The sequence below is a fragment of the Blastopirellula marina DSM 3645 genome (genome assembly GCF_000153105.1).
GTDB lineage: Bacteria > Planctomycetota > Planctomycetia > Pirellulales > Pirellulaceae > Blastopirellula > Blastopirellula marina.
In genome coordinates, this window is the sequence record NZ_CH672376.1 from 56333 (window position 1) to 75857 (window position 19525).

17 protein-coding genes are annotated in these 19525 nt (G+C 56.9%); 9 read left to right on the forward strand and 8 right to left on the reverse strand.

All coding sequences use genetic code 11. The features are described from left to right. Positions 1-49 precede the first annotated feature (49 nt). The 4 genes from argB to DSM3645_RS01840 all read right to left on the reverse strand — a co-directional run bounded on the left by argB (position 50) and on the right by DSM3645_RS01840 (position 4019). Entirely contained in the window at positions 50-928 is an 879-nt protein-coding gene (gene argB, locus DSM3645_RS01825; RefSeq protein ID WP_002650283.1) for an acetylglutamate kinase, read from the reverse strand. Positions 929-1390: 462 nt separating this feature from the next. Next, complete coding sequence (locus DSM3645_RS27535; protein WP_050769281.1) at positions 1391-1807, reverse strand: hypothetical protein; 417 nt, start codon at positions 1805-1807, stop codon at positions 1391-1393. A 114-nt stretch (positions 1808-1921) separates the two neighbouring features. Beyond that, the gene (locus DSM3645_RS01835; RefSeq protein WP_002650285.1) at positions 1922-2950 is read right to left on the reverse strand and encodes a DUF1559 domain-containing protein; all 1029 of its coding nucleotides are present in this window, start codon (positions 2948-2950) and stop codon (positions 1922-1924) included. Between the two features lie 361 nt (positions 2951-3311). Then, positions 3312-4019: an RluA family pseudouridine synthase gene (locus DSM3645_RS01840; protein ID WP_261339392.1), complete on the reverse strand. Its 708-nt coding sequence runs from the start codon at positions 4017-4019 to the stop codon at positions 3312-3314. On the opposite strand from DSM3645_RS01840, the gene DSM3645_RS01845 reads away from it, so the two are divergent. The 7 genes from DSM3645_RS01845 (at position 4019) to DSM3645_RS01875 (ending at position 14208) form a co-directional block, all read left to right on the forward strand. Then, positions 4019-4354 carry a hypothetical protein gene (locus tag DSM3645_RS01845; RefSeq protein ID WP_002650288.1) on the forward strand — a complete coding sequence of 112 codons (336 nt, stop codon included), beginning with the start codon at positions 4019-4021 and terminating at the stop codon, positions 4352-4354. The genes DSM3645_RS01840 and DSM3645_RS01845 overlap by 1 nt on opposite strands. Position 4355: 1 nt before the next feature. Further along, positions 4356-5606 (forward strand): hypothetical protein, encoded by a 1251-nt coding sequence (locus DSM3645_RS01850; protein WP_002650289.1) that lies wholly within the window; start codon positions 4356-4358, stop codon positions 5604-5606. Positions 5607-5888: 282 nt separating this feature from the next. Beyond that, positions 5889-8153 carry an ammonium transporter gene (gene amt / locus DSM3645_RS29815; protein ID WP_002650290.1) on the forward strand — a complete coding sequence of 755 codons (2265 nt, stop codon included), beginning with the start codon at positions 5889-5891 and terminating at the stop codon, positions 8151-8153. Between the two features lie 77 nt (positions 8154-8230). Further along, positions 8231-8461, forward strand: a complete 231-nt coding sequence (locus DSM3645_RS01860; protein WP_002650291.1) for a hypothetical protein — start codon at positions 8231-8233, stop codon at positions 8459-8461. Between the two features lie 135 nt (positions 8462-8596). After that, entirely contained in the window at positions 8597-9196 is a 600-nt protein-coding gene (locus DSM3645_RS01865; protein ID WP_002650292.1) for a YfbM family protein, read from the forward strand. 265 nt (positions 9197-9461) lie between these two features. Further along, complete coding sequence (locus tag DSM3645_RS01870; protein ID WP_081444685.1) at positions 9462-10724, forward strand: efflux RND transporter periplasmic adaptor subunit; 1263 nt, start codon at positions 9462-9464, stop codon at positions 10722-10724. Between the two features lie 64 nt (positions 10725-10788). Next, positions 10789-14208 carry an efflux RND transporter permease subunit gene (locus DSM3645_RS01875; RefSeq protein ID WP_002650294.1) on the forward strand — a complete coding sequence of 1140 codons (3420 nt, stop codon included), beginning with the start codon at positions 10789-10791 and terminating at the stop codon, positions 14206-14208. A 38-nt stretch (positions 14209-14246) separates the two neighbouring features. Here the strand turns inward: DSM3645_RS01875 and DSM3645_RS01880 are convergent, their stop codons facing one another. Continuing rightward, positions 14247-14561, reverse strand: coding sequence for a hypothetical protein (locus DSM3645_RS01880; protein WP_002650295.1), 315 nt, complete (start codon positions 14559-14561; stop codon positions 14247-14249). A gap of 385 nt (positions 14562-14946) precedes the next feature. On the opposite strand from DSM3645_RS01880, the gene DSM3645_RS01885 reads away from it, so the two are divergent. Beyond that, a complete protein-coding gene (locus tag DSM3645_RS01885; RefSeq protein WP_002650296.1) occupies positions 14947-16413 on the forward strand; it encodes a DUF1501 domain-containing protein in 1467 nt (488 codons plus the stop codon). Here DSM3645_RS01885 and DSM3645_RS01890 read toward each other — a convergent pair. The 3 genes from DSM3645_RS01890 to DSM3645_RS01900 all read right to left on the reverse strand — a co-directional run bounded on the left by DSM3645_RS01890 (position 16394) and on the right by DSM3645_RS01900 (position 18283). Beyond that, positions 16394-17125, reverse strand: coding sequence for a hypothetical protein (locus tag DSM3645_RS01890; RefSeq protein ID WP_002650297.1), 732 nt, complete (start codon positions 17123-17125; stop codon positions 16394-16396). The two genes, DSM3645_RS01885 and DSM3645_RS01890, sit on opposite strands and share 20 nt — an antisense overlap. 92 nt (positions 17126-17217) lie before the next feature. Beyond that, the gene (locus DSM3645_RS01895; protein WP_002650298.1) at positions 17218-17907 is read right to left on the reverse strand and encodes a hypothetical protein; all 690 of its coding nucleotides are present in this window, start codon (positions 17905-17907) and stop codon (positions 17218-17220) included. A 64-nt stretch (positions 17908-17971) separates the two neighbouring features. Next, positions 17972-18283, reverse strand: a complete 312-nt coding sequence (locus DSM3645_RS01900; protein ID WP_040351995.1) for a hypothetical protein — start codon at positions 18281-18283, stop codon at positions 17972-17974. 178 nt (positions 18284-18461) lie between these two features. On the opposite strand from DSM3645_RS01900, the gene rlmN reads away from it, so the two are divergent. Continuing rightward, the gene (gene rlmN / locus DSM3645_RS01905) at positions 18462-19517 is read left to right on the forward strand and encodes a 23S rRNA (adenine(2503)-C(2))-methyltransferase RlmN (protein ID WP_002650300.1); all 1056 of its coding nucleotides are present in this window, start codon (positions 18462-18464) and stop codon (positions 19515-19517) included. Positions 19518-19525 lie beyond the last annotated feature (8 nt).

The following is a 19525-nucleotide window of genomic DNA, read 5'->3' on the forward strand; positions in this document are numbered from 1 at the left end:
TGGAAAGCAGAGGGACAGACCGCAAACCATAAAGTTCGCGCGACGCAGCTTAATGGACGATTTCGGTCCCGACGCCCATGTTGGTGTAAATCTCCAGCAGCAGCGAATGACGCAGGCGGCCATCAATAATATGGATCTTCTTCACGCCGCGATCGAGCGTCTGCAAACAGGCTTCGACCTTGGGGATCATGCCGGCGTCGATACGGCCATCGGCCATCATCGAACGGGCCTTTTCGCCATCAAGCGAGTGAACCAAGGTTGTGGGATTGTCCTTGTCGGTGCGAACGCCGTTGACGTCGCTCAAAAAGACCAGCTTCTCGGCGCCCAGCGCTTCGGCGACCGCGTTGGCGGCGGTGTCGGCGTTGACGTTCAGCTTTTGGCCGGTCGCTTCGTCAATCGCCATCGACGGAATGATCGGCACTTGCCCGGCGTAACAGAGGTTTTCGATCGTGGTTCGATCGACGCGGGTGACCGCGCCGACATGCCCCAGATCAAGCGATTCCCCTGCGGGACCTTCCAACTGCATCTTCTCGCCGAACAGCACGTTGGTGGTTTTGAAGTTCAAGTTCATCGCGCGGCCGCCGATCTCTTCGATCTTGCGGGCGATGTCTTCGTTGATTTCGCCGGCGAGAACTTCTTCGACGATCTTCAGCGTCGCGTCGTCGGTATAGCGGCGACCATGGATGAAGCGGGGCTCGATCATTGCGGCGGCCATCGCGCGGCTAATCGATGCGCCTCCGCCGTGAACGACGACCGGCCACATGCCGACCGTTTCCATAAAGACGATGTCGATCAGCACATGCCGCAGGGCGTCCGGATTTTCCATGACGCTGCCGCCGAGTTTGATGACCGTGATTTTGTCACGAAACCGACGAATCCAGCCGAGCGCTTCGATCAGAACATCTGCTTTTTGGATCGCTTCTTCCAATGAGGTCTCCTACTGCGGCGATGACCGCGAACAAGAAATAGATCACCCCTCCCTGTCGATCTTTCGCGCCCAGGGAGAAACCCGCCATTTTACGTGCGGCCGAATCCGCATGTCAATTGGCGCGAAAGTACTGAAAAGGGGGCCTCCAGCTTGTCGCCCAAAACGCCAGCGTGAGAAATACGACCCCAATACTCGCGAGAATTGATCTTACCGCCGCCGTTTTGAAGATCCAAGCGACGCAATAGCTCTCAAACCCCAAAGCCGTCAGGCCGCCGAAATCGCTAAATCTTGGCGGAAACCTTCGCCAAAGTTCTCAAAGAGCGCGAGAGGTCCTTTGAGGCAACGCAAAGCATGTCTTGGCCGGGGTTTACGCAATCTATTAACGTACCATCAACCGGGTATCGACCGAATGTTGACAACTTATCCCCGGCTGGATTTCGAGATTCGCCCTTCCGGCGGAGACTAATGGGACGAAAGGTCGAAGTCAGCCACATTCGCCTGATCGCCGGAGACGTTGAACTGCAATGTGGAAGCAGCGTTATATTGGGCGGGAATACGCTCCGCAATCGCCGCGATCGGTTGACCATCGGCCGTTTCTGAGGGGCCTTGCGCGGTGGTGATCTGCACCCGGTTAAGGCCGATGCGAGCTCCCTTTTGACGGTCGGTGTAGTGCAACTCGTAATGTCCGTTCTCGTCGGTTCGGCCGCCGGAAGGGCGACTTTTTCCCGGGACAAACAGGACCGTCGCGCCCGGCAACGGTTGTCCGTCAAGGGTGATCGTTCCCTCGACTTCGACAATCTCTTTGTCTCCACGCGGCCCGCAACCAAGGAGAAGCAAAACAAGAGACGCAGACGCAAGACAAGACGTTTGGAAATACATAGGACGGTTCCCAACGGATGATGGAATGAAGATCCGACCGCGAGTGACCGTCCGCCGCGCAGCACAGCGGCGGACGATCCAACGACATCGCCGAGATTAGCGGGGTTCCGTATCCTAAATCTCGGGAACGATCAAACCATCGGAAATCGAGAAGAGTCGCTGATAGACGCCGTAGCCGACGCCCCCATTTGGCGCGTCATAGGCGTTGTTCGCGTTGGTCCAGGCCGTCGCCGTATGCTCGATCGTTTCGCTGACGAAATGAACCGATCCGTCGCAAAAACCGAACATTGCGCCGCCTGGATGAAAGCTGCCGGCGGTGCGATGCGGCTGAGGATTCCCTTGTTTTTGGGTCCAATTCATCGCCCATTGGCCGTTGATCAACACTGCGTTGCTGGCCCCTTTGGCGTAGTCGACGATGTCATTGCCGGCGTAAATGCGTGAACGATTTCGCCGATTGTCGTCCATCTCCCATTTCGTCTCAGCAACGATGATCGTGTTGCTGGTTCCGTCCTGAATATGTTTTAGTCCAGCGATGAAACCGCGATTGGTCCGATCAAACACGCCGTTGAAGCGATCGCGATTGGGGACGCTGCCGACGGCGTTGTTGGGATAGCTGTCATAGGCGGAAGCGGCGCCTTGGTAGCTGCTGGTCGCGGCGTTGGGGATCGCTCCTTCGTCGTATTGCGCCGGCTTGGTGTCCGAAGGACAACTGAAAAGATTCAACGGCGTTTGGCAAACGGTTCGGTTGCCGGTGATCGTATTTTCACCAGCCGGATAGCGCGAGTCGAATCGCTCGAACTGATTGCCCTGCTCAATGTAGGGAAGCAGTCCCGTCGCCCAGCCGAAGCCGGTGCCCCCTTCAGAGCTAAGCGGATCGCCGTCCCAATGGCCTTGATAGTGATGACCAATCGGGAAGCAGTTGTGCGTGTCGTGATAGGTGTGCAGCGCTAGGCCAATGTTCTTTAGATTGTTGCTGCAAGACATTCGCCGAGCCGCTTCGCGAGCTTGTTGAACAGCCGGCAAAAGGAGCGCGATCAAGACGCCGATGATCGCGATCACAACCAGTAATTCGACCAGCGTAAATGCGGGTTGGCGGTCTAGTTTCCTAACTTGGGGGCGGCCTGAATGAGTCGGTTCGAACATACGATTCTCCTGGATGATGATAAGAGGATGAGATCCAGTGATCCGGCATAAAAGCTAGTAAAGGCGCATACATCGATATAAACGTAGCTTTATAGAAGGGGTATCGCTCTCTACCAGAGGGCTATTCGATCATCGTAAGAAGCGTCAAGGCTGTGTAAAGTGGAAACTGAAAATTATTCAGGCGAAACTTTTTCGAGCGAACCAATCAAGTCGATTCAGCAACCTCAAATTGCCCATGTTCCGGCCATCAACATTATCAACAGGAAATGAACAGGCTACCGACAGACGATCGACCATTGATTGACCGTTTTTCCCCAGTCCGATTTCGAGATTCAAGCCGGTGGAGCCGTTGAAAAACGACTTAGAACGGCGCCGGCGCTACAAACCGTATCCGCTCTCCGCTGGCCGGATGCGTGATTTCCAGCTCGATTGCGTGCAGCATCAGGCGGTTTGCGGCGGCCTGGGTCTCGGCGGGAGCGTAAAGCGGATCGCCCAGAATCGGATGGCCGATTGCTTGTAGATGGACGCGCAACTGATGACTACGGCCGGTTTGGGGGATCAGCGAGAGTCGCGTCGAGTCTGCGTATCGTGCTTCCACTTGCCAGTGAGAGAGCGCTAGCTTCCCCAACTGGACATCGACCATGTGCCGCGGAGGATGATCAAAATCTTTCCGCAGCGGCAGTTCGATCTTACCGGCCTCTTCGATCACGACGCCGGCGGCAATCGCAATATAGCGCTTGTCGGTTTCTCGCTGCTCGAACTGTCGACTGAGCTCACGATGCGCGGCGGCGTCACAGGCCATCACGATCACGCCGCTTGTATCACGATCGAGCCGATGAACATTGCGAGCGCCGGGGAAATCGTCCGCGACTTGGACCGCCAACGAATCGTACTTGTCGGCGCCGCGTCCCGGAACCGAGAGCAGACCGCTCGGTTTGTCGAGCACGATCAGATGCTCGTCTTGGTGCAGCACTTTCCATTCACGATCGGTCACGGCGGTTCCATGTTCAGCGGCGGGGAAACGAACTACGATACAACCAGACCTACTTCTTTGATAGTTGCGACGCAATGCCTGACGCCGATCCGACTGAACTTATTGACACGCTTCGCCAGCTGGGCGCCAAGCTGCGCCTACGGAAAAGCGGCCGTTTGCATACGGTCGACTTTTCGCCGTGCGGCGCCGCGATCACCGAAGAACATCTGGCCCTGTTGGACGCAGCGCAGAAGCTGGAAGAGTTGGATCTAAGCGGGACTTCGGTGACCGATGTCGGCGTCGAGCGGCTGGTCGCCTACAAAGGGCTGAAGCTGCTGACCCTCACGGGATCTCAGGTCAGCGCCGACGGGGTGAAGTTGCTGCGAAAGCGGATGATCGGTTGCCGGATCGTCTTTTTGGAGACCCGCTGACGTGAGCGAGTTTTCGAAGGATCCGCATGGGGAAATTCGCCTCAGTCTGTATCGGCGGCTGTTGGCGGCGGTTGGTTTATCGCTGGTCGGCGCTTCTTACAAGTTGTGGTTGCCGCAGACCGACTTTCCGCAGGTACCGGCATTCTCGGCTTTGATCCACGCGCCGCCGCAGTTCGACTATGTGCTGGCGCTCGGAATTGTCGGCTCGTTATTCGCATGGCTGCTGCTTCCCCAGCGCTTCGCGTCCTGGGGCGGCTGGTCGGTCGCCGCTTGGATCGCGGCAAGTTGCTTGCTCGATCAACATCGTTTTCAACCGTGGGCGTATCAGTTGATCTTTACGGCGATCGTGTTGGCGACCTGCGAAGCGAAGCTGGCGCTGCGGCTGTTGCGGATCCTCGTGATCAGCATCTATTTTTACTCGGCCGCGTCAAAGCTGAACGCTCCGTTTATGACCGACCTGGGACAGACATTTTTGGATGTGCCGCTGGGTTGGTTCGGCGCTAGAGAAGCTTGGAGCGATACGGCGCGGCAAACGGCGACGTTGCTCTTTCCACTGGGCGAACTGATCGCCGGCTTGCTGTTGGCGATTCCCCAGACTCGCAAGGTCGGCGTGATCGTCACGGTGGTGATGCACACGGCGCTGCTGTTGGTAGTTGGACCGCTGGGGCTGAATCATTGGCCCGGCGTGCTCCTCTGGAATCTTTGCTTTTTGATTCAGGCGCCGCTGCTCTTTTGGCCATTGGTCGCCAAGGAAGATCCGGAAGAGATGGTCGCAGCGCCGCCGGCCAAGTGGCGCGCCGTCGGGATTGTTGTGACAACCTTTGTCCTTCTATTTCCGCTGCTCGAGCCGTTTGGATACTGCGACGCATGGCCCGGCTGGGCCTTGTATGCGGCGCACGTGTCGCGGGCCGATCTCTATATCGACGCTGCGGCGGCCGAAGCGCTGCCAGAGAAATTGCAGCCCTTCCTGAGCGAATCCGAATGGGGACCCTATCGGCTGGATGCGGCGCAGTGGTCGCTGCAGGCATTGAACGTGCCGATCTATCCCGACGATCGCTTTCAAACCGGGGTCGCGATTGCGGTGGCGCAAAAGTACGGCGTCGCCTGGTTTTGCGAACTAGGAGTGCAAGATCCGGCCGATCGCTACAGCGCCGAGCGAACCGAAACTCGCTACCGCGGCCCGCAGCAAATGGAAGCGGCGACCAAGCGGTATTGGCTCAACGCGCTGCCCAATCATCGCTTGGCGCGGTGAAGCGCGTCGAATAAGTGATTGTGCGGCGCGAAGTAGGGCGCCGTCGCGCCCGAAAATCAATGCGGGACGCAACGGCTTCGGTAATGTGATCCCTAATGTAATGTGGATGAACTCCGCGTTAAATGGGCTTAGCGGCGAAGTAATGGAATAGTATCGGCTTTTATCGAGCGAATTGAGGGGAAACCGGTCCTACGGATTTGACATAAATACCAGCAAATCTATTGTTTTTCACAACATGCTGAAGAGGCAGGCAGTTTCCTAAAAGACAATTTCAGGTATGTCATGAACCGTTGGTCGATCCTTCCTGCCGCATTGTTCGTCTTCGGTTTCGGCCCTTCGTCGCTACGAGCCGATGAAGTAGTTGAAATTGTCGCCGCAACGGAACCATCTTCGCTTGACTATGTTTGGGTATTGCTAGCCGCGTCCCTGGTCTTCTTAATGCAGGCCGGGTTTATGTGCCTAGAATGCGGCATGGCTCGCGCCAAGAACTCGATCAACGTCGCGGTGAAGAACATTGCTGACTTCTTGATTTCGGTCGCCGCATTTTGGCTGTTCGGCTTCGGCATCATGTTTGGCGCTAGTTACTACGGACTGTTTGGCGCGAGCGACTTTTGCTTCTCGGTCGGCGACAATCCTTGGCTGGCCGTTTTCTTTGTTTTTCAAGCGGTCTTTTGCGGTACGGCGGCGACGATCGACTCTGGCGCCGTGGCCGAACGAACCCGCTTCGTCACTTACCTGACCATGTCGCTCATTTGCTCGGCCTTGATCTATCCGGTCTATGGTCACTGGGCATGGGGCAGCTTTTTCCATGGCGGCGCCGGAGGTTGGCTAGAGCAACTTGGCTTTATCGACTTCGCCGGTTCAACCGTCGTGCATAGCGTTGGCGGTTGGGTGGCGTTGGCCGGAGTGATTTGCATTGGTCCGCGTATCGGCCGTTTCGCCAAAGATGGTGCGCCGCGCAAGATTCCGCCACACAACTTGCTGATGGTTTTTCTCGGCACGTTCCTTTTGTTTTTCGGCTGGTTTGGATTTAACTGCGGCAGCACGTTAGCCGCGACGACCGATATTGCGGGAATCGCGGCGAACACGATGCTAGCCGCTTGCTTCGGCGGACTGGCGACTTCGGTCCTGTCCTGGTTAGGCCCGACCAAGCGTCCAGAGCCTGACATGATCGCCAACGGCGTGCTCGGCGGGTTGGTTGGCATCACCGCCGGTTGTGCGTCCGTCGATACGATGGGCGCCGCAGCGATCGGCGTTGGCGCCGGATTTGTCGTGTTCTACGGGACATGGTTTTTAGAGCATGTGTTGAAACTGGACGACGTGGTCGGCGCGGTTCCGGTGCATGGTTTCTGCGGCGCCTTTGGCACGTTGGCGGTCGCACTGTTTATCCAGTCGGACAAACTGCCAGAGGGGATGACGCATCTGTCACTGCTACAAGTGCAAGCGATCGGCGTTGGCGCCGGTTTTCTCTGGGCGTTTGGCGTCGCCTTTTTGATCCTCCAAGCTCTCCGTTTATGCATGCCGCTGCGCGTGTCTGAAGAAGATGAACGGATCGGCCTGAACGTCGCCGAGCATGGCTCCGTCTCTAGTTTATTGGACCTGGCCGAAGCGATGCAGCGTGCGACCAGGGCGAAAACGTACGACCACACGCTGTTGGTCGAAGTCGAACATGGAACCGAAGTCGGTGATCTGGCGCGCTGCTACAACGAACTGATCGAAACGATCCGTCATGAACATTCGTCGGCAATCCAGGCGATGCAAAATCTAGAGCAGCAACGAAATCGGATCAAAAATGGCTTGCTCTCCTACCAATCAAATGTTGAGCAAAATGTCGCGGCGATCCAGTCGCAGAACATCGAGATCGAACGCGTTTTGAAGCTGTCAAGCGAGCGTTCGCAGCAAGTGACCAGTTCCGTGCGATCGGTCTTCACGCAGATCGACGGGTTGGTCAAGTCGCTGCGGGAAGTGGCGCAGCAGTCGGATGATTCGCGACAAGCGACAGACCTGGGTGTTTCGCATTCGACCGAAAGTCAGCAGACGATCGAAAAGCTCGATCGTTCAGCTGCGGAGATCGAGACCGTCTTGGCGTTGATTGACGACATCGCCGAACAAACGAATCTGCTGGCGCTGAACGCAACGATCGAAGCTGCCCGCGCCGGCGAAATGGGAAAAGGCTTTGCCGTGGTCGCCGGCGAAGTGAAGTCATTGGCCTCGCAGTCTTCGGCGTCCGCCCGACAGATTTCGGAGCGGATCGCCGCGATGCAAACCGACTCCCAGGGCGCCGTGAAGAAAATCAGCGAAACGCTCGAAGTGATTCAACAGGTCAGCGAGATCAGCAGCAGAGTCGGCAATTCGATTCGGCTTTCGATGGACGAGCATGAGCAAGCGTCAGGCAACATCCATGCGATCGGCGGCGACGTGGTGCAAATGATCGAAGAGATGATGACCGGCTTGACCGAAGTGCGTCAAGGAACAACGGACATCGCCGCTCGCGTGCGTCAGTCGTACGAAGAGTTGGAAGGGGTTTTGGCCGGCAGCGAAGCGTGAAGAAAAGCGGGTATCGCATGGAGTTGCCATACTCCGGTTGACAATCCTTTTCCAATTTTCTGTTGGTAGTGAAGTCAATGGCGTTCGATTCGACCGAAAATAGCCAGACGCGCCCTGCGCGGCGCAAGCTGTTTGTTGTGATCTATCTCACGATCCTCGGCGTGATGACGGTCGGCTGGCTCTCGGAGATTCGGCTTCGATGGCAACAAGAAGAATGGATGAACATCGAACTTGAGAAGCGAAGCGAGCAACTGAAGGATTTAGAGGTTCAGGTAGAATCGCTGCAAAAGCTCAAGAATGGCAACTAGCGGTTGAACAGGGCGCGTTCTCTAAAATCTGCGTGACAATCGCCGCGCGATCCTTTAGATTCGTCGTAGGTCGCTACATCTGTTTTGGGCCAGCGTAGCGCGGGCGAACACTTCTCTCCCCAAAGGATTGCGCGCATGGGAATGTCTTGCACCTATCGCCGACTTCCGACCGCCGAATTGGCCGAGTTGGAACAAGATTCGGAGAAGGGGATCGCCTATCTCTGCAGCATGCCGGGGATCGATATGGCGGCGATGACCCAAATGATGAGCGATCCCGATGCGATCGCGCTGCACGGACCGGAGATCTTGGCCGCGTTCGCTCGCGCGCAGGAAGATCCGACGCGCGTCGATCTCGAGAAAGATTGGCACGCACTTCATTTTCTGCTGACCGGCGACGCGTCGCTAGAGCCGGACGCCGATCCGGAAGATCCGCTCTTTCGCGTCGTGATGGGAGGAATTCCCACGCTGCTCGACGCGTCGTATGGTCCGGCTCGCCGATTCGATCGGGACGAGATCGCGTTGATTGTGGAGGCGCTCGAGCCGCTGTCGATCGAGGATCTACGCGAACGATTTTCGGCCGAAGCTTTCAATGAAGCGGGAATCTACCCAGAGCCGCATCCAGGGGGCTGGACCTTGGACGAAGTCGAAGGCCTGTTAGAAGTTTTTCCGAAGTTGCAGCGGCTGTTCTCCGATGCGTTGGCTTCGCACGAAGTGGTCATCACCTATATTAATTAGGCTCGCAACGCCGTTTGTCGTTATATTCGCTACGGCAGCGACTGAATTTTGGGAAGTAGTTCCGCTTGCGCAAAGATTGACGACGGCGTTGTCCGAAGATGACTGCAAGCGACTTTGTTTTCGGAGTTTTCGGAATTTCAGATCTCTGATTTTCTACGAGTTGCGACTGTTGGTAGGCCGGGTCTGTCGGCAATAATACGTGGTTGTTCGCTCGGGGCTCGAGCGGTCAAAGTTTGCGATGAGTTACACCACCTGAAGGACGAAGATGAGACCCGCGGCATTAACCTCCCGAATATCGTCGTCTCTTTTAATTCTGTTGGCCGTCGGTTGCGGACCCGGTTTTCAAATGCCGAAGGCCGAGCCTCCGCCGGTGACGGTGGCCGAGTCGATCCAACGCAAAGTGATCGACTATGAAGAATACACCGGTCACGTCGAGGCCGAGCAAACGGTCGACGTCTACGCCAAGATCTCTGGCTATATGCAATCCGTCAAATTCAACGACGGCGCCATGGTCAAAGCGGGCGAACTGCTGTTTTTGATCGATACGAGCACCTACAAAGCGCAGTACGATCAAGCGGTGGCCAACACCAATCTGTACAAAGCGAAATACGAACTAGCGAAAACAACGCTTGCTCGCAACGACAAATTGGTCGGCAGCGGAGCGATCAGCCAAGAACTGTATGACGAGAGCGTCGCCGCGGTGAATGAATCTGACGCCGCCGTCAAAGCAGCCGAAGCCCAGGCCGTTGCGCGGAAAGTGGATCTCGACTACTGCACGATCACGGCCGCGATCGACGGGCGCATCGACCGTACTTACGTCACTCCGGGAAATCTGGTGCAAGGAGGCGCAGGCTTGCCGACCTTGCTGACGACGATCGTCTCGGTCAGTCCGACCTACATCTATTTTGACGTCGATGAACTCGCATTGTTGCGATTTACCGAAGAGCGCGTCGCCAATCAAGATACGCGACACATCCCGTTGCGTGAACGAAAAATCCCCATCCAGATCACGTTGGCCGATGGCACGATTTATCCCGAGTTGGGCGTCGTCGACTTCGGCTCGAATCAATTGGACGCCGGCACCGGCACGATCAGTATTCGAGCGGTCATCAGCAACAAAGATGAAGCGCTGGCCCCGGGAATGTTCGTCCGCGTAAAAGTCGCTTCGGGTCATCCGTATGATGCGGTTCTCGTTCCGGATTCGTCGATCGGCGCGGATCAAAGCGATCGCTACGTCTACATCGTGGACGAACAGGGGAACGCCCAGCGTCGCCAGGTCACGCTGGGTACGAAGCAAGGAAAAGATCGCGTCATCACCAGCGGCCTGAAAGCAGGCGAAAAAGTGATTATCAACGGCCTGCTGTTGGTGCGACCAGGCAAACCGGTCGCCGCACAAGCAGGCAAGATGGAAGAGCCGCCGGTGATTGACCCGCGGATGTTGCAAGCCGAAGAGAAGTCGCCGGCCAAAGCGGCCGAGCCGGCAGCGGAAGAACCGAAACAAGAGAACGTAGAGCCGGCGAAGTCGTAGCCAATTGCGGCTGCGAACAACTTGCGTACCGACTGATTTGACCATCGACGAAGGATAGCATCTCGTGCTGGCTCGCTTCTTTATTGATCGACCGATTTTCGCTTGGGTGATCTCGATCGTCATCATCTTGGTCGGGACTATCTGCGTCTGGATTTTGCCGATCGCGCAGTATCCAGAGATCGCCCCGCCGACGGTCCAAGTCACTTGTTCGTACCCAGGCGCCAGCGCTCAAGTGGTGGCCGACACGGTCGCCGCACCGATTGAACAACAAGTGGTCGGCGTCGAAGATGCGATCTACATGTCTTCGCAATCGGCCAGTGACGGCAGCTACACGCTGACGGTCACTTTTGCGCTCGGCACTGATCTCGACATGGCCCAAGTGCTGGTGCAGAACCGCGTTTCTCAAGCGGTTGCATTGTTGCCGGACGTGGTTAAAGCGACCGGCGTAACGACCAAAAAGAAATCTCCCAATATCTTGATGGCGGTGACTTTGGTCGCCGAAGACAACCCGGAATCGGGCAAAGCCGACTACGATCAGCTCTTCATCAGCAACTATGCGACGATTCAGGTCCGAGATCAGTTGGCCGGGCTCGACGGTGTGGGCGACGTCGCTATTCTGGGTCAGCAAGATTACAGCATGCGCATCTGGCTGAACCCCGATGCGCTGGCGACCCGCAGCATGACGGCCGGCGATGTCATCAACGCGGTGAAAGAACAAAACGTCCAGGTCGCCGCGGGTCAGATCGGCCAACCGCCGGTTCCCCCGGGACAAGAACTTCAGCTGACGATGACGACGCTGGGACGACTGCAAGATCCAGAGCAGTTCGCTGACATCGTGGTGAAGACCGGTTCAGATGGCCAGATCACGCGCGTTCGCGACGTGGCGAAAGTAGAGCTTGGCGCCAAGAATCTAAACACGCAAAGCCGACTCGATGGCCGCGCCTCGGTTAGTTTGGGCGTGTTCCAATTGCCGGGCTCCAACGCGCTGAATGTCGGTGCGTTAGTCAAAACGCGCATGAAAGAGCTCAAAGAGAGCTTTCCGCCGGGACTGACCTACGAAATCGCCTATGATACGACGCCGTTTATTGAAGAGTCGGTCGAGGAAGTTTTCAAAACGCTTCGTGATGCAATCATCTTGGTCGCGATCGTCGTGCTGCTGTTCCTGCAAGATTGGAAAGCGGTCATGCTGCCGATGATCGATGTCGCCGTGTCGCTGGTCGGCACGTTTGCGATCATGGCGATGATGGGCTTTACTCTAAACAACTTGACGCTGTTTGGCCTGGTGTTAGCCATCGGGATCGTCGTGGATGATGCGATTGTGGTGCTTGAAAATATTGAGCGCTGGATCGCCAAGGGATACAAAGTGCGCGATGCGACGATCCATGCGATGGAAGAAATCACCGGGCCGATCATCGCGATCACGCTAGTGCTTAGCAGCGTGTTTTTCCCCAGTGCGTTTCTCGGCGGCATTACCGGTCAGTTCTTCCGCCAGTTTGCGTTGACGATCGCGGCGGCGATGTTGATCTCGGCGTTGAACGCGATGACGATGACGCCTGCCCGAGCGACGTCGATTTTTCGCGATCCCAAACCAGGCGAAGAACATACCGACCATCGCGAAGCGCTGCCCTGGTGGGGAATTGTCATCTTAGGCGGCTTGCTCACGATTTGGATCGGCAGTTTCTTCTTTGGCGGAAAGCCAGAGGGACCGACCGGAGAAGTTCAACCGATGCCGTATTGGCTGACGGCGGTTCTGTTTTTACCGGGCGCAGTCCTCGGCTATTTTGCAACTCCTGTCGTGAACGCGACTTTGAAGTCGATCTTCGGAGTCTTTAACAAAGGCTTTGATTGGGCGACTGATGTCTACGGTAAAGGTATCGCGTCATTGCTGCGAATCAGCGCAGTCGCTCTGGTCGTCTATGTGGGTTTGATCACGTTGACCGGCTATGGCTTTACCAAAATTCCGGTCGGTTTTATCCCCAGTCAAGACAAAGGCTATTTGCTTTTTGACGTGCAATTGCCGGATGCAGCTTCGCTGGAACGCACGAAAGCCGTCGTCCAAGAGATCGAAAAGATCGTCCTGGAGACCGAAGGGGTTGGGCACATCCTGGCCGTTTCAGGGCAGTCCTTTATCCAGAATGCGATCAGCTCGAACTTCGCCGGCGGGTTCGTCGTGCTGAAGCCGTTTGATGAACGAGGGACGGAAGCCACCGGCGCTATCCATGTCGCCTCTGAGTTGCGAAAGAAGTTTAGTCAAATTCAAGAGGCCCGCGTCTCGGTCTTTAACGCGCCGGCGGTGGACGGCTTGGGGAACGCAGGCGGTTTCAAGCTGATGGTCGAAGATCGCGGCGACAATGGTTTGCCGGTCCTGCAAGCGCAGGCCGATCATTTGGCCAACACGGCGCTGGATACGCCGGGCATCGTCATGGCGTTCAACAGCTTCCGCGCCAACACTCCGCAGCTTTACATCGACATCGATCGCGTGAAATGCAAAACGATGGGGGTCGAGTTAGAACAGGTCTTCAGCGCGCTGCAGGGTTACATGGGGGGCGTCTATGTGAACGACTTCAATCGTTTTGGACGCACCTGGCAAGTCAACGTCCAGGCCGAGTCCAGTTTTCGGGTGAACGCCGAATCGGTCCGTCAATTGAAGGTCCGCGGTCGCAACGACCAGATGGTCCCAATCGGTACAATTGCGACGATTGAAGATAGTACCGGACCGGTGTTGATCAACCGCTATAACGGCTTCCCCGCTGCGGTGATCAACGGCGTCAACCTGCCCATCATCAGCACCGGCCAAGTCCTGGAAACGATGAATCATCTGGCGAAACAAGAGTTGCCGACAACGATGGAAGCGGAGTGGACCGAAATCTCGTTCCTGCAAGAACAGGCGAGCCAATTCACCTCGTTCAAAGACGTGTTGCAAAACCCGATCTCGGCTCTGCTGGGCGCCGTGGTGTTGGTCTACCTGATTCTGGCGGCCCAGTACGAAAGCTGGGAACTGCCGTTCACGATCATCCTGGTGGTGCCGATGTGCGTATTGGCTGCGCTTGCCGGCCTGGTGATCTCGACCATGAGCGGCTCGCCCATGGACTTGAATATCTTTGTGCAGATCGGGTTCGTGGTGTTAGTAGGGCTCGCGTGTAAGAATGCAATTCTGGTAGTCGAATTCGCCAAGGATCGCATGGAGCGCGACGGTTTGCCGCTGATGGAAGCGACGGTCGAGGCCTGTACGACTCGGTTGCGTCCGATCGTGATGACCAGCTTCGCGTTCGTCTTGGGCGTCGCGCCGCTGTTGTTTGGACACGGAGCCGGCGCCGAGATGCGTTACGCGCTCGGCGTCGCGGTCTTCAGCGGCATGCTCGGCGTGACCTTCTTTGGCTTGGTCTTTACCCCGGTGTTTTACTACGTGGTGATGTGGCTGGTCGGAAAAGAAAGCCAGCTGACGAAAGAACGAGAAGCGAAGAAGGTGATCGAGGAGAAGTAGGGCACGGCCGACTGGATGCGCCATGCCCGACGCAAGTTTTACAGATCAACCCCGATCTTCTTCGCTTGAATTCGTATCGCTGGCGCGAAGTAGCGATACGGTTGATAGCGATCTCGACGCCGTGCGTATTCGAAGCATGACATCACTAATTGTCGGGTCAGTTCTCCGGTATCGACCAGGTCGACGACCTCGTCGATAAATTCAAACTCGATGGGACGTCGAGCACGCAGGCCTTTTTCCAGCGTTTCCCGCAGCGATGCTGTGCCTGACTCGGCGCGTACTTGCGCGACGAACAAGCCGACAAACGCGGCGATCCCGACCGAAATCAATTGCATAAACTGACGACGAAGCATGACTTATTCTCCCGGAACGAAACTTGGGGAGGTAGGTAAGTATCAAATCGCGATTGGCGGGTCAATGTCGAAACGATTTCTAAGCGCTGCCGGTCATAAAACGGCACTGGATGTAGGCTAGTGGCGAACAAATTACCATAAGGCCAGCGTAGAGTTAGATTTCAGTTGACTCTCGCTTCGCTCCAGGTCTATACTGCGCGGTACGCCGATCGGCATGGGGTTGTTGATCGCGCTAGTAGCGAGGAGGACCGCGCAATACCCCTTGCGCCGGATGGATCTTCGCGGCACTGACTGCCTACCTGCCGCCTCTGATCGAAGCCATCCTACCTCCGACGACATCCGTTTTGGGTTGTTAAGTCGGAAATTGCGATTTGGAGTTCTCGCCATGCTTGTTATCCCTGGGCGCAAAGCCAAGGACGTTTGTGATCGTGATTTGGGCCCGACGCGGCGCGATTTGTTGCGTATCGGCGGTTCCGCATTTCTCGGCATGACCCTCGGGCAAGCGCTGCAAATGCAGCAAGCTTCCGCCGCGATCGAGTCGACCGGTTCTGGCTGGGGCCGCGCCAAGTCGGTCATCATGGTTTACCTGCAGGGGGGACCCAGCCATATCGACCTGTGGGATCCGAAAGAGAATGTGCCGGACAAGGTGAAAAGCGCCTTCGGCACGATCCATAGCAAAGTCCCCGGCATCGACCTGACCGAGAACCTGCCAAAGCTCGCCCAGGTAACCGACAAGTTGTCGCTGATCCGGTCGATGAGCTATTCGCCCAATGGTTTGTTCAACCATACCGCGGCGATCTATCAAATGCACACCGGCTATACGGCCGACAAAGTAAGTCCCAGCGGTCAGTTGGAGCCGCCGTCTCCCAAAGACTATCCCAACTTTGGCAGCAACATCATCAAGCTGTTGCCGCCCGACGTGCCGATGCTGCCGTTTGTGATGATGCCGCGACCGCTGCAAGAGAGTAACGTCGTCAACAAGTCAGGGACCGCCGGCTTCTTGGGTCGCGCTTACGATCCGTATTATCTCTTCCCACCGGGAGACGATATGGACATGAACAAGATGGAGCGGCTCAACATTACCGACTTGAAGCTGCGTCCCGAGGTCTCGACCAATCGACTGGGCCGCCGCGCTCGGTTGCGTGATCTGATCAACGCAGGTATGCCGGCCCTTGATCAAGCGGTCGACAAGTACGACATGGACAAGTACTACGAAACGGCGATGAACCTGATCGCTTCGGGCCGAGCGCGCGACGCCTTCGATCTGAGCAAAGAGTCGGAGAAGACGCGCGAGATGTACGGCCGCAATACGTTTGGGCAAAGCTTGCTGCTGGCCCGGCGTTTAATTGACGCCGGCACGCGCGTGGTCGAAGTGATCTGGCCCAAAGTCGCCAACTCGGACAATCATAGTTGGGACCATCACGTCGGCCTGACCCAGCGGATGAAGAACCAGTCGGCGCCGATGCTCGACAGCGGCTTGTCTTCGTTGATCGCCGATATGGACGATCGCGGCATGCTAGAGGAAACGCTGGTCATCGCGGTCGGCGAGTTCGGTCGCAGTCCGCAGCGGGGAGTCAGCACTTCCGGCAACGGCAACAGCGCCGATGGCCGCGATCACTGGCCTTACTGCTACACGGCTTGCCTGGCCGGCGCCGGAATCAAACGTGGTTCGGTCTATGGCGAGTCGGATCAAACCGCGTCGTCGCCGCTGAGCGATCCGGTCCATCCGACCGAACTGTTAGCGACGATCTACCACGCGATGGGAATCGATCCGGCGACAATCGTCTACAACCACTTGAACCAACCGCGCGAATTGGTGAAAGCGGAAGCGGTTACGGGGTTGTTTGGCTAACGCTCGAACCGTACGGGTTGTCGCTGACTGGATTGTCGCTCGGCGCGGGGACAGGCTCGTCAAGCACATCCACAATGGGAAACTCTTGAAACTGGTGTTCGACCAGTTTCATGTGGGGAGGACGGCGAGCGAGAAACGATTCGCGGCGCCCTTTGGATTTCCAGATATGGTCAAATCTTTCGCGACAGATGACCCATTGATTGTCTGTCCACGCGAAATCAAAGAACAACGTTTCTTGAAAAACGTTCGGCAACAACGCCGCATTTCGCGCTTCCGTTTCTGTGACGTACTGGGAAGTCACCTGGTAGTGGACCGTCGCATGTACCGTCGCGCGAGGAATCAAAGTGTAGAGCGAGTCTTCGACAGGTACGACATTCAGCGCTTCGAGTCGCAAGTATTGAATCTTCGCATGGGGCCGCGGCGAATCCGAATCTGCGATGTAAATGTAGTAGCGATTCTTGGTTCTTAGATTGGCGCGACGTTCGGCGCTATAGATCGGAGTGAGGTCCGGAAGCGGCCGCAGCAACTTTTCCGGAATCGGCTCTGTTGGCTCCTCTTCGACTTCCGGCGGCTCGACAATCGGCGTCAAGTCTTGCGCCGCTTGCTGCATCTGACTGACCGCATCGTCAAGAACCGATTCGCCCCGGAAGAGAATCGCCAACGTGAACAGCACGACGATCGCAAGGATCGCAAAGCCAATAAAGCGTCCCATAGCGCGATGCAGCTTCGAAAGAGAGAAGGAGCAAACGCTTTAGTCTGCGCCTTCTGCTGAGTGATTCGTGCGAGCGAAGTTTGAAGATTCGCTTAAGAATCATCGTCGGACGCTGGCGCTTCCGCCGGTGGCTCTTCCGGCTCGGTCTCCGCCGCCGGCTTCTCCGCTTGTTCGGATAGAAACTGCGTGTCGTTGGCGACCCGGTAGGCGGCGCTCGCTTTGGCGGGCAAGTCGTCTTTGGCGACAAAAAGTTCTAGCTTGTAGCGCCGACCGTTGCGGACCGTTTCGAGCACCAATTGGCGAGCCGTCTCGCTCTGAAACTTGGCGGGCCGCACATATTGAACCCAGAAGGTGGACCCAATTTCCATCACTTTCGGCGGCGGATCGGCGAACGTCAATTCGCCGATTTCACCCGCGAGCGTCTTATATAAGACCTTGCCGGAAGCTTGGTCGATGGTGTCAGCGAGCGGGCTGTCGCTGACATGGGCCAAGATGCGGGGGATGCCGGAAGGCTCAGCTTCGTAGGCGCCTAGCAGATATTCACTGCGCCGCGGCAACAGCTTCCAACCTTCGGGAAGGTTCGTCTTTACTCGTCCGCCATCGAGCGGAGGAACGGGAACGCCTACCGGGGCCAGATGAAAAGGGAGCTCGGGTTCCGTAGATTTCGGCGATGCGGCAGGCGCATTGGCCGCAGAGCCAGCCGCCGGCGGAGTCGGCTGATCGGCCGAACAGCCCGCCAGTAGGATGGTCAGTAACACAAGTCGTGAGATCCGCGCGAACATGCCGACAGTCCTCCGGGAGAGCATCAGGAATGTCTGTCGCCCCAGAATCGATCGTGGGCGCGACTTATTCGATCACTTCTTCGATCGTCTCTTTGACCTTCTGGATGAAGTGCGGGGGTTTGCCCGCCTTGCTGAGGTCTTGCGCCTTTTTCTCGGCTTCGTCCTTTTGGTCGAACTCATACAGGGCGATGCGCTTCATCGACTGATTGAAGACGCCCCAGAAGAGTTTCATGCGGACTTCCGTGACCTTTTTCGCCCGCGATTTTCGCTTGGCCTTCTTCTTCGGAGCGACTTCGGCCCCCTCAGCGGCAGTGGCGCTTTCCGCTGCATCGGATTGTGCACGTAACTCTTTGCGGTTGACAACTTTGCGAGCCATAGGCTTGGTCTTTTTTGTCCGTTGTTGACTGCGATCGACAGCGAGGGAGAATTGAGTTGGTAAGAAAAGCTCCCGCGGCGAATCTCCGCTGGGAGGTTCCCCCCAGTGCGTAATCGGACCATTATACAGCACGGCGTTACGCTTCGCCACCGTTCGATCTGCTCCTTGAGGGACGCGCATGACGCCCCATTTACTGCAAACGCTTGATTTAACCTCGCTTCAGGCGCTCGTCGTCCAGTGGGGGCTTCCCAAGTTTCGCGCGCAGCAAATCCGTAGTTGGATTGTCGAGAATCGCGCCCAGTCGTTTGAGGACATGGCGAATCTCCCCAAACCGCTCCGGAGCCAACTGGCCGAGAAAGCCCAGCTTTGGTCGACCGAGATCGCTCGCCACACGACGGCGGCTGACGGCACCGAGAAACTGCTGTTGCAGTTGCACGATGGCGGACGGATCGAATGCGTGCTGCTGCGTGACGGCGACCGCCGCACGATCTGCATCAGCACGCAAGTTGGCTGCGCAATGGGATGCGTCTTCTGTGCGAGCGGATTGGATGGGGTCGAACGCAACTTGACCGTCGGTGAAATCATCGAGCAAATGTTGCGTCTGCAACGACTGTTGCCGGTTGGCGAACGACTGAGCCATATCGTCGTGATGGGGATGGGAGAACCGTTGGCGAATGTCGATCGGTTATTGTCGGCGCTCGATTTCGCCTCGTCCGAAGAGGGGCTGGGGATCAGTCATCGTCGGATTACGATCTCGACGGTCGGTTTGCCGCCGGCGATTCGCAAACTGGCCGATCGCGATAGTCGCTATCACTTGGCCGTGTCGTTGCACGCTCCGGACGATCAGCTGCGTAATCAGATCGTGCCGACCAACAAGAACATCGGCATCCACGCCATCCTGGAAGCGGCCGATCACTACTTTGAGATCTCAGGGCGCCGGCTGACGTTTGAGTACGTCTTGTTGGCGGAGCTGAACGATCAGCCGGAACATGCGCACCGCTTGGCGAAACTGCTCCGCGGTCGACCGGCGCTGTTGAATATCATCCCGTACAATCCGGTGGCGGGCCTGCCGTATCGCACTCCCAGCAAAGAAGCGCAACATGCGTTTCGCGCGATTCTGGAAGGCGCCGGTCTGACGGTCAAATTCCGTCAGAAAAAAGGGGACAAGATCAACGCGGCGTGCGGTCAATTACGCCGTAATACCCCGGAAAATCTGGTGCAAATCAGCGGTTAACGCAGGCT

What these genes read in the sequence shown, in the direction of transcription:
- DSM3645_RS27535 (WP_050769281.1), bottom strand. Translation starts at nt 1,807, where the DNA reads ATGTATTTCCAAACGTCTTGTCTTGCGTCTGCGTCTCTTGTTTTGCTT.
- DSM3645_RS01835 (WP_002650285.1), bottom strand. Translation starts at nt 2,950, where the DNA reads ATGTTCGAACCGACTCATTCAGGCCGCCCCCAAGTTAGGAAACTAGAC.
- DSM3645_RS01845 (WP_002650288.1), top strand. Translation starts at nt 4,019, where the DNA reads ATGCCTGACGCCGATCCGACTGAACTTATTGACACGCTTCGCCAGCTG.
- amt (WP_002650290.1), top strand. Translation starts at nt 5,889, where the DNA reads ATGAACCGTTGGTCGATCCTTCCTGCCGCATTGTTCGTCTTCGGTTTC.
- DSM3645_RS01860 (WP_002650291.1), top strand. Translation starts at nt 8,231, where the DNA reads ATGGCGTTCGATTCGACCGAAAATAGCCAGACGCGCCCTGCGCGGCGC.
- DSM3645_RS01865 (WP_002650292.1), top strand. Translation starts at nt 8,597, where the DNA reads ATGGGAATGTCTTGCACCTATCGCCGACTTCCGACCGCCGAATTGGCC.
- DSM3645_RS01870 (WP_081444685.1), top strand. Translation starts at nt 9,462, where the DNA reads ATGAGACCCGCGGCATTAACCTCCCGAATATCGTCGTCTCTTTTAATT.
- DSM3645_RS01880 (WP_002650295.1), bottom strand. Translation starts at nt 14,561, where the DNA reads ATGCTTCGTCGTCAGTTTATGCAATTGATTTCGGTCGGGATCGCCGCG.
- DSM3645_RS01885 (WP_002650296.1), top strand. Translation starts at nt 14,947, where the DNA reads ATGCTTGTTATCCCTGGGCGCAAAGCCAAGGACGTTTGTGATCGTGAT.
- DSM3645_RS01890 (WP_002650297.1), bottom strand. Translation starts at nt 17,125, where the DNA reads ATGGGACGCTTTATTGGCTTTGCGATCCTTGCGATCGTCGTGCTGTTC.
- DSM3645_RS01895 (WP_002650298.1), bottom strand. Translation starts at nt 17,907, where the DNA reads ATGTTCGCGCGGATCTCACGACTTGTGTTACTGACCATCCTACTGGCG.
- DSM3645_RS01900 (WP_040351995.1), bottom strand. Translation starts at nt 18,283, where the DNA reads ATGGCTCGCAAAGTTGTCAACCGCAAAGAGTTACGTGCACAATCCGAT.
- rlmN (WP_002650300.1), top strand. Translation starts at nt 18,462, where the DNA reads ATGACGCCCCATTTACTGCAAACGCTTGATTTAACCTCGCTTCAGGCG.